Origin of the sequence: Pseudoalteromonas espejiana DSM 9414, assembly GCF_002221525.1 — a bacterium.
GTDB lineage: Bacteria > Pseudomonadota > Gammaproteobacteria > Enterobacterales > Alteromonadaceae > Pseudoalteromonas > Pseudoalteromonas espejiana.
In genome coordinates, this window is sequence record NZ_CP011028.1 from 65,379 (window position 1) to 79,582 (window position 14,204).

General features: G+C 41.4%; 13 protein-coding genes. 4 read left to right on the plus strand and 9 right to left on the minus strand.

All coding sequences use genetic code 11. The features are described 5' to 3' along the window. Positions 1-19: 19 nt before the first annotated feature. Both PESP_RS00350 and PESP_RS00355 read left to right on the plus strand, forming a co-directional pair. A complete protein-coding gene (locus PESP_RS00350; protein WP_089346272.1) occupies positions 20-3,724 on the plus strand; it encodes a S8 family serine peptidase in 3,705 nt (1,234 codons plus the stop codon). Between the two features lie 134 nt (positions 3,725-3,858). Beyond that, complete coding sequence (locus PESP_RS00355) at positions 3,859-6,051, plus strand: S9 family peptidase (protein WP_089349060.1); 2,193 nt, start codon at positions 3,859-3,861, stop codon at positions 6,049-6,051. Positions 6,052-6,106: 55 nt separating this feature from the next. Here PESP_RS00355 and PESP_RS00360 read toward each other — a convergent pair whose 3' ends face one another. The 4 genes from PESP_RS00360 to PESP_RS00375 are packed head-to-tail and all read right to left on the minus strand — an operon-like array spanning position 6,107 to position 9,831. Continuing rightward, complete coding sequence (locus PESP_RS00360) at positions 6,107-7,591, minus strand: sensor histidine kinase (RefSeq protein WP_089346273.1); 1,485 nt, start codon at positions 7,589-7,591, stop codon at positions 6,107-6,109. An 8-nt stretch (positions 7,592-7,599) separates the two neighbouring features. Further along, a complete protein-coding gene (locus PESP_RS00365; RefSeq protein WP_089346274.1) occupies positions 7,600-8,325 on the minus strand; it encodes a response regulator transcription factor in 726 nt (241 codons plus the stop codon). 58 nt (positions 8,326-8,383) lie between these two features. Next, positions 8,384-9,118: a spondin domain-containing protein gene (locus PESP_RS00370; protein ID WP_089346275.1), complete on the minus strand. Its 735-nt coding sequence runs from the start codon at positions 9,116-9,118 to the stop codon at positions 8,384-8,386. Between the two features lie 11 nt (positions 9,119-9,129). Next, positions 9,130-9,831, minus strand: coding sequence for a spondin domain-containing protein (locus tag PESP_RS00375; protein ID WP_089346276.1), 702 nt, complete (start codon positions 9,829-9,831; stop codon positions 9,130-9,132). A 181-nt stretch (positions 9,832-10,012) separates the two neighbouring features. Between PESP_RS00375 and PESP_RS00380 the strand changes: the two genes are divergently transcribed. Together PESP_RS00380 and PESP_RS00385 are read left to right on the plus strand one after the other, a co-directional pair. Beyond that, positions 10,013-10,378 carry a DUF4870 domain-containing protein gene (locus PESP_RS00380; RefSeq protein ID WP_089349061.1) on the plus strand — a complete coding sequence of 122 codons (366 nt, stop codon included), beginning with the start codon at positions 10,013-10,015 and terminating at the stop codon, positions 10,376-10,378. A 65-nt stretch (positions 10,379-10,443) separates the two neighbouring features. Further along, a complete protein-coding gene (locus PESP_RS00385; protein ID WP_089346277.1) occupies positions 10,444-10,878 on the plus strand; it encodes a YqaA family protein in 435 nt (144 codons plus the stop codon). A gap of 1 nt (position 10,879) precedes the next feature. Here PESP_RS00385 and folX read toward each other — a convergent pair whose 3' ends face one another. The 5 genes from folX to PESP_RS00410 all read right to left on the minus strand — a co-directional run bounded on the left by folX (position 10,880) and on the right by PESP_RS00410 (position 14,189). Then, entirely contained in the window at positions 10,880-11,236 is a 357-nt protein-coding gene (gene folX, locus PESP_RS00390) for a dihydroneopterin triphosphate 2'-epimerase (protein WP_058547727.1), read from the minus strand. 6 nt (positions 11,237-11,242) lie between these two features. Next, a complete protein-coding gene (gene folE / locus PESP_RS00395) occupies positions 11,243-11,797 on the minus strand; it encodes a GTP cyclohydrolase I FolE (protein WP_055015863.1) in 555 nt (184 codons plus the stop codon). A 22-nt stretch (positions 11,798-11,819) separates the two neighbouring features. Beyond that, on the minus strand, positions 11,820-12,539 hold the full coding sequence (folM, locus tag PESP_RS00400; RefSeq protein WP_089346278.1) for a dihydromonapterin reductase: 720 nt from the start codon (positions 12,537-12,539) through the stop codon (positions 11,820-11,822). 118 nt (positions 12,540-12,657) lie between these two features. Beyond that, positions 12,658-13,494 (minus strand): ammonia-dependent NAD(+) synthetase, encoded by an 837-nt coding sequence (nadE, locus tag PESP_RS00405; RefSeq protein WP_089346279.1) that lies wholly within the window; start codon positions 13,492-13,494, stop codon positions 12,658-12,660. Between the two features lie 68 nt (positions 13,495-13,562). Next, a complete protein-coding gene (locus PESP_RS00410; RefSeq protein ID WP_089346280.1) occupies positions 13,563-14,189 on the minus strand; it encodes a YceH family protein in 627 nt (208 codons plus the stop codon). Between the last annotated feature and the right edge of the window lie 15 nt (positions 14,190-14,204).

Consider the following 14,204-nt stretch of genomic DNA (forward strand, 5'->3'; position numbering starts at 1 on the left):
ACTCATCCTAGGGGAAATAATGTCTCATATAACAATGAAAAGAACCGCTCTTTCATCAGCTATCGGTTTAGCCATGATGTCATACGGTGCCGTTGCCGCACCTGATTTATCTAAAGGTTACGTGCCAGAAACATCTAGTGTTAAAACGTACTCTCAAGATAAAACAATTTCTACTAAAGCACGTTATATCATTCAGCTTGAAGACGAGCCGCTAGCAACTTACAAAGGTGGGATTGCAGGGCTTGAAGCAACATCTGCTGCAGTAACTGGTGATAGCAAAATAAAACTATCTTCAGCGCCAGCTTTAAAATATAGCAGCTACTTAAAAGCGAAACAAAAAAGCGTAGCGCAAGTTGCAGCATCAGTAAGTGGTGGCTCTGTATCACATTCGTTTAGCACGTTGTTTAACGGTATTGTTATTGAGGGCGAGCAAGGTCAACGCGAAGCGCTTGCTAAGCTTTCGGGCGTAAAAAAAGTATTTTTAGATACCGAGTACCATACTTTAATGGATGCCTCTATTGACGTTATTAAAGGCGTACAAGCATGGCAGGCTTTAGGAGGCCAATCTGAAGCAGGTAAAGGCATTAAAGTTGCTATTATTGACTCGGGTATTCGCCCAGAAAACCCTATGTTTTCAGATGTTGGTTTTACAGCTGCAGAATTTAGTGAAGAAGAAGCTGCTTATATAGCTGAAAATCCTGATTACTGTCGTATTGAAGGCGGTGAAGCAAATTTTTGTAATAACAAACTAATTGTAGCACGTGCATTTGGTCCAACTCCTAATGATGTTCACCCAGATGAATACATTGGATCTCCTTTAGGCTATGACGGCCACGGTACTCACGTAGCGGGTACTGCAGTTGGTAATCCTATTGAAATTACTTATCAAGATAACAACGTATCAATTACAGGTGTTGCACCAGCGGCGCAGTTAATGGCTTATAAAGCGCTTTGGCACACAGCCGATGGCCGTGGTAGCGGTACAACTGTTGCACTAATGGGGGCATTAGAAGCGGCCATTAAAGATGGCGCAGACGTAATTAATAACTCGTGGGGCGGCGGTGCTGGTGGTAACCCTTCAAGCAGTGCATACAGTGATTTATTCACCGCAGCTGAAGAAGCGGGTGTGGTAGTTGTAACTGCTGCAGGTAATGATGGTAACGGCGCACAAACTATTGGTTGTCCTAGCTGTATTGAATCTGGGATAACAGTTGCGAATACGCAAACGGGTCGATTCTTTTCTCAGCAAGTTGAAGTTGCTGGCGAAACATATTTAAGTCTTGAAGGGAGCAATGGTTTATTAACAGACCCTATTTCACTTCCTATTATTTCTGCGCAGGTGATTGCCCCTGATAACTTTGAAGGCTGTGAAGAGTTTGCAGAAAATATATCATTTGCTGACTCTGTAGCATTAATTTCTCGTGGTAGCTGTGCATTTTCAGCTAAAGTTGCAAATGCTGAGAAAGCAGGTGCAACAGCAGTAATTATCCACAACAACGTTGCTGGTGGCGCAATGGGCATGTCTATGGATGATGCTACAATCCCAGCCTCAGCAATTAGCCAAGAAGATGGTTTAAGCTTAGTTGAACTTTTAACTGATGCTGAAGAGCCGATTATTGCTTCTTTAGATCCGAGTGTTAAAAGAACTATTCAAGAGAAATTTACTGATGCAGTAAATTCTTCAAGCTCGCGCGGACCTAATGGAGAGCCTAGCTTCTTAAAACCTGATATTGCAGCGCCAGGTACCGATATTCTTTCTGCGTACTCTCCAGATGAAGGTAATGGGATTTCCTTTAATGCAATTTCGGGTACAAGTATGGCAAGCCCTCATGTTGCAGGTGCAGCAGCATTAATGAAACAAGCTCACCCAGAGTGGAATGCAGTACAAATTAAAACAGCGCTAATGAGCTCATCTAAAATGGATGGTTTACATAAAGAGGACTTAGTCACCAAAGCTGATGCCTTTGATGTAGGTGCTGGCCGATTAGATATGCCAAGTGCACTAGACGCTGCACTTACATTTAGCCATGGCTCTTACGCTGACCCGAGTTGTTTAAGTGTTTGTAGCTTTTCTAACACAGTTCAAAATATGACAGACATTGCTGGCGAGTGGACTGCAAAAGTAGTAACCGATATGGAAGGGGCTGAAATTACAGTTTCTCCTAGCACTGTTATGCTTGGCGCACATGGTTCTACTTCAACAGATGCAGAAGGTACAGAAACAAGTACTGATGTAGCTGAGTTTAACCTTGATATTGACTCAACGTTTAATGATGTTAAAGGCTGGAACTTTGGTCATGTGGTATGGACTCACAGTGAGACAGGACAAGTAGCGCATTTACCATTTGCTGTTTATGATAACGAAGCAACCAATAGCAGTGTATTTAGCGCAACAGTAGATGCAGATTCTTTAAACTCTTCTACTCCTGCAAAAGTAGGTGTGCGATTTAATAATACTCTATTTACCGATGAGCTATCAGTAAATGTGAAGCTTGATGAAAATGCTGAGTTACTAACTGGTGCGGCTCCTGTAGTTGAAGTAACAAATGGTGCTGGTGAGGTAACATTAAGTGAAGACAATAAAGAGTTAACTTGGACTGGTACACTTGGGGCAAAAGAATTTGCTATTAACAGTAGTGACTTTTTAGATACATTATCACTTGCAGATGAAGGCTTTGAGCCACAATCTTGCCCTGATGGATGTGATGAGATAACGATTACTGTAGAAGCTGACTTTATTTTTGATGGTAAAGAGTACTCAGCATTTACAATCTCAGATAATGGCTTTATAGCTGTTGGTGCAGATGTAAATACTGATGGATCTTATGCGCCCCAAGCAATGCCAAACTCAAAATCACCAAGTGGTGTAATTGCTCCATTATGGGCTGACTTCGACTTAGCGGGTGGAACTGGTGGCGGTGAAATATATGTTGCGCAGTTTGAGAGTGGTTACGTAGTAGTTGAGTGGCATGATGTTGAGCTTTGGAATAGCGCTACTGGCGATAAGTACACGTTCCAAGTAATTCTCAAAGAAGGTACAGATGAAGTACGTATAAATTACATCGATGTTCCTGCTTTACCAGCGCCGTATTCTGCGGGTGTGGAGTCTGCTGATGGTAATGTCGGCGCAATGCTAGACACTGTCCCTACAGGAACAGGTATTGGTAGTGGTTACCTAGTTGATCAGATTAAAGGCGGAACTGTTGATATTCAGTACCAAGCTTTTGCAAAAGATCGTAGCCATTATACTGCTGCAGACTCAGTGGAAGTTGATGAAGAGCAAACTATTAATATTGATGTGTTAGCTAACGATATGGCTGAATCTCGTTTTGTGTTTGATGCAGTTGCATCATCAGAAACAGAAAATGCGGAATTCTCTGCGCATAAAGGTGTAAGAATTAAGGGGAGTCTTGTAGCGTCGACTGTTGAAGTTGTATCTGCACCTGCAAATGGTTCAACAGCAGTAAAAGAAGATGGCACTATTGACTACACACCTAATGCACAGTTCTCTGGTGAAGATAGCTTTACATACACAGTACGTGAAGCATCGGGAACTACTGCAGAGGAGACAACAGTATCAATCGTTGTTAACGATACGATTGCCGACCCTCAACCAGTGACTCCAACGCCAGAGCCTGAAAGCAATGGCTCTTCTGGTTCACTAGCATGGTTAACTTTACTTGCTGCGCCGTTTGCATTTATGCGTCGTCGTAAACAAAAGTAATTTTATAACTACTTAGTTATTTTAAAGGGAGCTTCGGCTCCCTTTTTACATAGCTTCACAAACTAAATTTCACCACGCTTTTTTATTAGGTATATTTAACAGTACAAATAATAAAAATGACCGAGAGTTTAAACATGATCCGTTCTTCATTCACACTAGCCGCATTATCACTAGCTGTTTTAGTTGGGTGTGACAAAGCACCACAAAGTACATCTACCGACACTTCAACAACAAACACTATGCAAACACAGCAAGCACCTAAAACAGTTAATGCAGTGGCGCCTATCGCTAAAAAAGTACCTCACGAAATGACGATTCATGGCGACACGCGTATTGATGATTACTACTGGTTACGAGATGACGAGCGCAAAGCGCCAGAGGTTATTAGTTACCTAGAAGCTGAAAACACTTACACAAACACCATGCTCGCGCATACTAAAACCCTGCAAAGTGAGTTATTTGAAGAGCTAAAAGAGCGTATTCAAAAAGATGATGACTCAGTACCAGTAAAAAGAGGCGACTATTTTTACTCATCACAAACCCGTGGCGATAACGAATATCCAACCTACGTACGCAGTAGTGACTTTAAAGGCGCTGATCAACAAGTTATTTTAGATGTGAACGAGTTGGCAAAAGCGCACGATTACTTTGCTGTAAGTGGCTTATCAGTAAGTACAAATAATAATTTAATGGCATACGGTGAAGATACGGTTAGCCGTAGAATTTACACCATAAAAGTAAAAGATTTAAGCACCGGTAAATTATTAGAAGACACGCTTGAGGGCACAAATGGTGGTGTTATTTGGGCAAACGATAATAAAACTTTTTATTACATTAAAAAAGATGCGCAAACGTTATTAGGCTATCAAGTTTACCGCCATACATTAGGCACACCACAAAGTGATGATGAACTAGTTTACGAAGAAACCGATACCAGCTATTACACGGGGATTAGTAAAAGCAAAGATGGTTCACAGATTTATATTTGGCACAGCAGCACAAATGCATCGGGTATGTCGGTACTAAATGCTGATGATAGCAAAGCAAAACCTGAGCGCTTAATTGAGCGTGAGGACGACCTTGAGTACAGTGTTTCAAAGCTTGGTAATACGTATTACATAGTGACTAACTTAAACGCGGTTAACTTTCAGCTAATGAAGGTAGATGTTGATAAAGCGCATGATAAAGCCAACTGGCAAACGGTTATTGCCCCGCGTGATGATATTAAGCTAGAAGGCATTGATTTATTTAAAGACTACCTCGTTTACCAAGAGCGTGAAATGGGTCAGTCTCGTCTTATAGCGCGAAGCCTTACAACCGGCGATGAACAAACACTTAGCTTTAATGACAGTGCGTACACCATTGCAAGTTATGGTAACAACGAAATGGATACCGACATGCTGCGCGTTTACTATACCAGCATGACTACCCCAGGCACGTCGTACGATATTAACCTTACAACAGGTGATAAAACACAGCTTAAGCAGCAGGCAGTATTAGGTGACTTTAATGCCGATAATTATGCGTCTGAGCGTATTTTTGTAGAAGCGCGCGATGGCATAAAAGTACCGGTAAGCATAGTTTATAGAAAAGATGCATTTAAAAAAGATGGCACAAACCCATTACTACAATACGGTTATGGCTCGTATGGCGCCACCATGGATCCTACTTTTTCAAGCTCGCGTTTAAGTTTGCTAGACCGTGGTTTTGTCTATGCTATTGCCCATGTACGCGGCTCGCAAATGTTAGGTCGCCCTTGGTATGAAGATGGTAAATTACTAACTAAAAAGAATACCTTTAATGACTTTGTTGATGTAACTAAAGCTTTAGTGGCACAAGGCTATGGCGCTAAAGATGAAATATTTGCTTATGGTGGTAGTGCTGGTGGCTTATTAATGGGCGCGGTAGCAAACCAAGCTCCTGAGCTTTATAAAGGTATGGTTGCCGCCGTACCGTTTGTTGATGTAGTTACCACCATGCTTGATGCCAGCATTCCGCTTACCACCAATGAATATGGCGAGTGGGGTAACCCAAATGAAAAAGAGTACTACGACTATATGCTTTCGTACTCGCCATACGACCAAGTATCTAAGCAAGCATATCCAAATATGTTAGTGACAACCGGCTTGCATGACTCACAAGTTCAATACTTTGAGCCAGCTAAATGGGTTGCTAAGCTGCGTGATTACAAAACAGATGATAATAAACTGCTGTTTAAAATAGATATGGAAGCAGGGCATGGCGGCGCATCGGGTCGCTTTAAGCGCTTAGAAGATACTGCGTTTAATTATGCTTTTATGCTTGATTTAGCGGGTATTAAAAACTAGATAACCCGCCCTAATAACAATAAAATTAAGTAATGTTTAAAGGTATAGCCAATGGCTATACCTTTATTTTTTGTGGCAAGTTAAAGCTAAACATAGTGCCTTTGCCCAGCTCACTTTGTACATTTATTTCGCTGTCCATAAGTTTTAATAAGCCCTTACAAATAGCAAGCCCTAAGCCACCTTGTTGCCGGCCTTCGTTATTAGAGTTTGAAGCCTGATAATGCGGATTAAAAATAGCGTTTAGCTCATCATGCTTAATACCCACACCAGTATCAGAAACCTGCACAAATAACTGCGCTTTATCAATATGCTTAACGTGTACCGCTATACTGCCGCCTTTAGGTGTGTGCCTTATTGCGTTATCAATTAAATTACTCAATACACGCTCAAGTTTTGCAATATCGGCTACAACAGGGAAATCGCAAATTGCCGGTTTTACTGTTAAGTTGAGGCCTTTTTTCTCGGCGGTAAGAGAAAACTTAGCAATGCAATCGTAAATAAGCTCACCTAAATTAAAGGTTTCTTTGTGTATGCTTATTTCACCGTTTTCTAAATGAGCAAGCTCAAAAATTTGCTCAATAAGCTGTTTAAGTTGATCGCAGTTATTAAGAGAAACATGCAAGTACTCTCGTTGTTCTTTAGCGCTTAACTGTGCGCCTGACTGATTAAGCACTTCTAAAAAACCCTGCAAAGAGGCAAGGGGCGTACGTAAGTCGTGCGATAAATGGGTAAGTAGCTCTTTGCGCTGTTTATCGCTTTGCTCTAGTGCTTTAAATTGCTCGTCAATGCGGGTAATCATAGCTTGAATACTGCGGCCTAAACTGTGCACTTCGTTGCTTTTTTGGGTTGAATAGTTACTGAGCTTTGTATCGGTAATACTGTAATTAGCCGCTTCAATTTTACTTACATCGCGCGCTAATCGCTGAATCGGGTTAGTAAAAAAGCGCAGTAAAATTAGCATAGCAATCAATAAACAAACTAAGGCGGCCCCAAGCCACAGTGCGGTAAGCCAAAGCTGGTCGTTGTTTTTAATTGTATTTAAAGATGTATCGTATGCTTCACCACCAATAATTACATATAAATAACCTTGCAGGGACTTTTGGTTATAAACCGGTGCAACAGAAAATATTTTTTTACCTTGAGTGTTACGCGGATCGTCGCCATAAACCGGAGCGCTTTTAGGATTAATTATAAGCTGTTTAAGTGGGTCTAAATTAATATGGCTTCGTTTTACTTTTCCGGGTTTTGCAGAGTAGGTTAATATTTTTCCGGTTTCATCTACAAAATAAAACTCAAACGCTGGGCCTAGTAACATTAAAGTATGAAATAGATTTTCCAGTGCTTTGTAATCGTAAACACCTTCTTTTATTAACGGGTTATCTTGAACCAGATGCTCGGCAAGTTGCAGGTGGAGGTTTTGCTCCCCATGATGCTGCGAGGTAAGCTCAAGCTGTTTACTCCAGCTATAAACTAAGGCGCAAATAATGCCAAAAATAACCATAATAGAAAGCGCAAGCTTTTGATACAGCGATAAGTTCATTAAGTATATTACCCAAGTTGGCTTGGGTTAAGCTTGTAGCCTACACCCCAAACGGTTTCAATAAATGGCGCTTGGTGGTGCTGTTCAAGCTTGGCGCGTAAGCGGTTTATATGCGAATTAACGGTATGCTCGTACCCGCTGTGTTGATACCCCCATACTTTGTCGAGTAATTGCTGGCGGCTAAAAACATGGTTTGGATGGCGAGCAAAATAAACCAGTAAATCAAATTCAGTGGCGGTGAGGTTAAGCGCTTGTTCGTCTAAATAAACTTGGTGTGAGCTAAATTCAATATTGAGTGAGCCTATATTTAGCGTTTGTTCATTGCATGGACTGTCACTTTCGTTATTTTGAATTGCTAGAAGCTGTGAGCGATGGCGTAATTGTGTTTTAACGCGGGCTTGCAGTTCGCGAGCAAAAAAAGGTTTGCAAATATAGTCATCAGCGCCCATTTCAAGGCCAATTACACGGTCCATATCGCTACTCAACGCGGTAAGTAAAATAACGGAGATGGTAGGGTAGTGCTCTTTAATTTTACGGCATAGGCTTAAGCCATCCATTAGTGGCAGGTTTATATCCAGTAAAATAAGCCCGTATGGTTGTTTTGATATTTTTTTTAGTGCTAGCTCAGCGCTTACAACATGATCAACATGCAAATTTAACGAAGCAAGTTGAGTTGTTATTAATTGCCCTATTTCTCTGTCGTCTTCTACTACCAGTATTTTTTCGTGCCGCATAGTTAACCTCGTAAAAAAGGGACATCCGTGTCGCCTCACTTCCCCATTACAAGCTGTTTTACTGTGTACGAGTAATCACGATTTTCGATACTGGGTTATCAAACTTTTGTTCAGCACCTAGTGCAGAGGTTGATAAGCCATCTTGATTAGACACAATGCCTGGGTGCATTGTGATTATATCGGCAATATCGTCGCGTATTTCGTTAAACCCTTCGCCGCCAGCTGCGGGACCAGGCACAGTGTCAGCTGTTTCTGTATTTGCTTCCGTACCTGCATCGTAAGCAGGCGTTGTTCTTGATATTGAACTGCCTACTTCCAATGTTGATACATCTACAGAACTAAGACCGGTAAAAGCGTCATTTGTATTCCCAAGCATTGCAGCAAAAGATAAATTAAGCATATCTTGTGCATCAACTAAGAGCGTTACAGAGGTTGTTTCGCCAGGGCCAATACCGCCTTCAGCCGAGACTGAAGCAAGTGCATTTTCGTCGCTCAAGTACTGCTCATTAGCGCCGCTTTCTGCAATCATTTCTAAACCGACAGAAGCCGACTCACCAAACATCCATGGTGGGGTTTCATCAAATGCAATTACAGATAGGGGAGAGAGCGGTTGACCGGCCGTTAAGTTACTAAAAGTGATAGTAAATTCATAAACAACAGGCTCAGGCTCAACCACCACCACAGGTTCTTGATCTTCAATAGGGTCGCTATTGTCGTTGTCGCTACATGCAGCTAATGAGCCGGCTAACATTAAAATAAGGGCGCTTTTTTTAAAATTAGAAAGAGATGACATAATTAACTCTCCTATTTAACCGTCACAGTTAATTTTGCAACTGGGTTTAACCATCTGTGTACAGTGTTATTTAAATCACTATTTCCACCTTCTAGGTCATCATCGCCTAGGGCACCTGGGTGAATGTGCACCATAGTATTTGTATCGCCAGTTGTAATGCCTGTGCCGTTAGTGCCTGCTTGGCCGCCTGGTGCTGCAGGAATACCTAATACACCAGGTGCACCAGACCCATCTACAACGAGTTCGTTATTTTCTTCTGTACCAGCATCATAGCCATTTAAGTAAACAGTATAGGTGCCAGCTTCTGTTGGGATTTTCCAGCTATCTAGGCCTACAAATCCGTCATTAGTTGGTAGTAGCATAGCCGTTACAGATAGGTATTCGTTGCCATCGGTAGTTGTTAATTCTGCTGTTGCAGACGCTGCTGGTGCTAATAAGCCCTCAGCTGGATTTTCTGCGATATCGCTGCTCGACGCTGACGCTTGAGTAACAAGTGCTGATATATCGCCGCCTTCAGCCATTGCCTGCAATGCCGCAGAGGCTTCGGTTGCTACTTCAAAAAGTTTATCTTCGCTATCGTGTGCTGTTATTAGTACTGGTGTAAAGTAAAGGCCTTGAGTAAGGTTAGTAATTTCTACATCTAGCTCTGCTGCCACTGTTGATTGGCTAGCGACTGCTAAAAGGGTTGCAACTGTAAATGCTGAAGCTTTCATTATTATTTCCTGTAAGTGATGATTCAAGGTAAGTATTGAATACCGAGCTCAAGAAACTCTCACAAAGTTATCACTTTTTTATCACAGCAGTTTTGAACGCGATTTAATTTATAATATGTTTGTTTTATGGACAGTTGCTGCCTTTGCAGGCACTATAATTAAAACTAAAAAGGAGAATGTTATGGACGAAAATCAACAGCTTGAACCAGTTAATAAAGATGATAGAACATGGGCAATGCTCTGTCATTTAAGCGCCGTAGCAGGGTTTGTTATTCCCTTTGGCTCTATACTTGGGCCATTAGTGGTATGGCTAATTAAAAAAGATGAAATGCCAATAGTGGACTTACATGGTAAAAAATCGCTTAATTTTCAAATTACTATGGCTATAGCTTACTTTGTGTGTTTTTTACTAGTCTTTGCCGTAATAGGCTTAGTTTTATTACCTTTAGTGGCTATCTTTTCTTTTATAATGGTTGTGTTAGCAAGTATTAAAGCCAACGAAGGTAAAGAGTTTAACTACCCGTTTAGCCTAAATTTGATAAAATAAAGCGTCAGCTATTATTCTGCAAACCCAGCTATAAGCTGGGTTTTTACGTTTAGCCTAAGGGCATTATGCTTTATTTAACTTTATTTATTAGTGCGTTTATATCGGCCACTTTATTACCAAGCTCTTCAGAAGTTGTTTTAATAACGATGATTACCCAAGCAAAAGCAAACATTTGGCTTTTATGGTGTGCAGCTACGCTTGGAAATGTATTGGGCAGTTGTGTGAATTACTGGTTGGGTACGCAAGTATTACGCTTTAAAAATAAAAAGTGGTTTCCGGTATCGGCTAAGGGGCTTGAAAAAGCGCAAAATCAGTTTAATAAATACGGTGTGTATAGTTTGCTGTTTGCATGGCTGCCCATTGTGGGCGACCCACTCACCGTGATTGGTGGCATATTTAAAGTACGTTTTAGTGTGTTTTTATTACTAGTAACACTTGGCAAAGGCGCACGCTATTTAGCGGTTATAGCCCTTGCCATAGGTATAGATAAAATAATTTAAGTTATTTAACCCAATCAAGCGTGAGTGATACCGAATCGGCAAAACGCAGCGCATGTGGCTTATCTACACGTGCTTTGGCGTAATGCACGCTTGGGTGTTTATGGCAAACAGCAAGAATTTCCGCAACGAGCTTTTCAAGTAATAAAAAGTGCCCTTGCTCTACTAAGTTAATTACCTCTTTGGTGATCACTTTATAGTTAAGCGCTTGCTCTACTTCATCAGTTTTACACGCATCGTCAGCAGGGTAATGAATCTCTAAGTTGATCACTACATCTTGCTTTTTTTCACGTTCATCAGGGTTAAAGCCAATAAATGTACGCAGGCGTAAATTAGTTACGTTAATAATTGCGTTAGCCATAATTAGTTAGCCCTTAATAAGCTGTAAAAACTCGTTGCGTGTTTTAGAGTCGCTTCTAAAGTTACCTAGCATTACAGAGGTACGCATGCTTGAATTTTGCTTTTCTACACCGCGCATCATCATACACATGTGTTTAGCTTCAACAATAACACCCACGCCTTTAGCACCTGTTACTTCTTCAACTGCTTTGGCAATTTGGTGAGTAAGTTGCTCTTGAATTTGAAAGCGACGAGCAAACATATCAACAATGCGCGCGAACTTAGATAAACCAAGTACTTTGCCATCTGGAATATAAGCAATATGGCAGCGACCAATAAACGGCAATAAATGGTGCTCACACATAGAGTAAAGTTCTATATCTTGCACCAGTACCATGTCATCAGCGTCAGAGGTAAATACCGCATTGTTAGTAATTTCATCAAGCGTTTGACGATAGCCTTTAGTTAAATATTCCATTGCTTTGGCTGCGCGCTTTGGTGTGTCTAATAAGCCTTCACGATTAGCATCTTCGCCTACAGCAGTAATAATGTTTTGGTAGCTTTGTTTTAATTCGTCATGCATAAATTTCTCAGTCTAGTGTGTTCTACTTTAAATGGCGTCCGCCATCTACGGGCAAAGCGCGGCCTGTGATGTAGTGGCTTTGCAGTAATAAATCAATACTATTAATAATCTCTTGGCAACCGGGCTCAATACCCATTAATGATTTTTTCAGCGTTTTAGCGCGATAAGCTTCATCGTCATGTTCATTAAAAATGATTAATGATGGTGCTACCGAGTTTACTTTTATATTAGGCGCATATTTAGCACTAAATGACTTTGTGAGGTTATCGAGCGCAGCTTTACTTGCGGCATAAGCAATGTGTTTAGGGCTGCCTGTTTCTACTACGTAATCGGTTAAATGAATAATATCAGCAGGGGCTTTAGACGCTAATTGGTAAGCAAGTAATAAATCTGCGCATTTGTTATTAATTAAATACGGTGTTTTGGCATGAATGCGCATCATGTTATCGAATAACGCCTCAAAGTCAGGGTTATTTGCTTCGCAATCCCAGCTAGAGGCGTTGTGTACTATCGCGCGCAATGAATCCGTATGTTGCTTAAGTGCATCTATAAAAGTAGAAATGCCGGCATCAGTACTAAAATCGGCATAAATACATACCGCACCTTGTTGCTCGAGTAAATCAACAGCGCGGTGGCGCGTGCGATAGGTAATAATAATTGCTTGGTCTTGCGATAAAAAATGTTTAGCAAGTGCAAGGCCGATGCGTTGTCCTGCACCCGTTATTAAAATAGGCGATGTCATGTAATGCTGTTATCTCTTTGGCAGGCGTTAAATTTAACTATAAATCAATTCAATAGGTTTACGTAATTAAGTAACAATTAGATCAGCAAGTGCAGGGCTGCACTTGCTGTTAACGCGTTTATAATTCGTCGTAAATAGTCGGTATTGGCTGGCGCTTGTGCTGAGTGCGTATATATATGTCAGTAAGCTTTTGCTCAACCTCGGCAGATACAGGTTTACCTTCTAAAAAGTCATCTATTTGTTCATAGCTCAAGCCTAAGGCTTCTTCGTCAGTAAGGCCTGGACGGTCGCTTTCTAAATCGGCGGTAGGCGCTTTTGTAACGAGTAAGTCGGGTGCACCTAAAGCGCTCGCAAGTGCGCGTACTTGGCGTTTTGATAAGCCAAATAACGGCGCTAAATCGCAGGCACCATCGCCAAATTTAGTGTAAAAGCCAGTAATGTTTTCAGCGCTGTGGTCGGTACCTACAACTAGGCCTTGGCAAAAGCCTGCTATTTCATACTGCGCTACCATGCGTTGGCGCGCTTTTACATTACCCTTAACAAAATCTACTTTAGCTTGGTCGGGCAAGCTTTCGCCACTACCAACAACCGCGGCCATGGCTTGCTCATGAAGCGCATCGGCAGCCGGTTTTACGTTTACGGTCATACGTTTGCTTGGCTTAATAAAATCAACGGCCATTTGCGCTTCATCTTCATCGGCTTGTATACCGTATGGCAAGCGTACCGCTATAAATTGATATTTGTCGGTACTTTGTTCGGCATTTAGCTCATCTACCGCCAACTGACATAAACGCCCGCAGGTTGATGAGTCAACACCACCGCTAATACCAAGCACAAGCGAGACTGAATGAGCTGCCACTAAACGTGCTTTGATAAAGCTAACTCGACGGGTAATTTCGGCGTTTACATCTATAGTTGGCTGAACTTTCATTTCAGCCATAATTTCGGCGCGCATGGCCAGCTCCTCATTATTTAATAATCTGGTTTAAATACAGTTATATTATCTGGTTTCGTTATTATTTATTAAAGCCCTAAATGTGCTTTTATACGGCTTAGTTCGGCTTTTAGCTCCTCAATTTCTGCAAGTAGTTCGTTAATTTCATCATTTTTAATTTCTTCTACTGCAGTAGTGGGTTGGCTAGTGGCTTCAATGGTTAAATCGGCAAAAAGGTGCATATAGCGGCTTTCACGCTTACCTGGTTCGCGGTCTAGTTTAATTACATAATCATCGTTTGCTAAACCATCAAGCGCGGTTTCAACTTCGCTTACGTTGTTAAATTCGGCTAGGCGTGAGCTGCGCGTTCTAAGCTCCCCTGGAGTTTGTGCGCCGCGCAATAGCAGTAAACAAATAATAGCGCGTTGTTGACTGCTAAACTGCAAATTACTAAATTCGGTGTTGCAAAAACGGTGGTCGTATTTATTTACACGACCTGAAAGGCCTTCATCAAGGGTTACTAAACGCAAGCTTACAAGCTCATCTAGTGCCGATTGAACTTCACTTTCGCTAAGGCTTAGCACTGGGTCGCGGTTAGATTTTTGATTACACGCGTTAGTTAATGCGTTTAACGATAGCGGGTAATGCTCTGGCGTTGTGCTTTGTTTTTCTAAAAGGCAGCCAATAACGCGCTGCTGATTTGCTGATAATTGCATGGCTTTTCTTTATTA

Bases quoted from the DNA above. Each gene is read 5' to 3' on its own strand.
- PESP_RS00350 (WP_089346272.1), top strand. From the start codon at position 20: ATGTCTCATATAACAATGAAAAGAACCGCTCTTTCATCAGCTATCGGT.
- PESP_RS00355 (WP_089349060.1), top strand. From the start codon at position 3,859: ATGATCCGTTCTTCATTCACACTAGCCGCATTATCACTAGCTGTTTTA.
- PESP_RS00360 (WP_089346273.1), bottom strand. From the start codon at position 7,591: ATGAACTTATCGCTGTATCAAAAGCTTGCGCTTTCTATTATGGTTATT.
- PESP_RS00365 (WP_089346274.1), bottom strand. From the start codon at position 8,325: ATGCGGCACGAAAAAATACTGGTAGTAGAAGACGACAGAGAAATAGGG.
- PESP_RS00370 (WP_089346275.1), bottom strand. From the start codon at position 9,118: ATGTCATCTCTTTCTAATTTTAAAAAAAGCGCCCTTATTTTAATGTTA.
- PESP_RS00375 (WP_089346276.1), bottom strand. From the start codon at position 9,831: ATGAAAGCTTCAGCATTTACAGTTGCAACCCTTTTAGCAGTCGCTAGC.
- PESP_RS00380 (WP_089349061.1), top strand. From the start codon at position 10,013: ATGGACGAAAATCAACAGCTTGAACCAGTTAATAAAGATGATAGAACA.
- PESP_RS00385 (WP_089346277.1), top strand. From the start codon at position 10,444: ATGCTTTATTTAACTTTATTTATTAGTGCGTTTATATCGGCCACTTTA.
- folX (WP_058547727.1), bottom strand. From the start codon at position 11,236: ATGGCTAACGCAATTATTAACGTAACTAATTTACGCCTGCGTACATTT.
- folE (WP_055015863.1), bottom strand. From the start codon at position 11,797: ATGCATGACGAATTAAAACAAAGCTACCAAAACATTATTACTGCTGTA.
- folM (WP_089346278.1), bottom strand. From the start codon at position 12,539: ATGACATCGCCTATTTTAATAACGGGTGCAGGACAACGCATCGGCCTT.
- nadE (WP_089346279.1), bottom strand. From the start codon at position 13,494: ATGCGCGCCGAAATTATGGCTGAAATGAAAGTTCAGCCAACTATAGAT.
- PESP_RS00410 (WP_089346280.1), bottom strand. From the start codon at position 14,189: ATGCAATTATCAGCAAATCAGCAGCGCGTTATTGGCTGCCTTTTAGAA.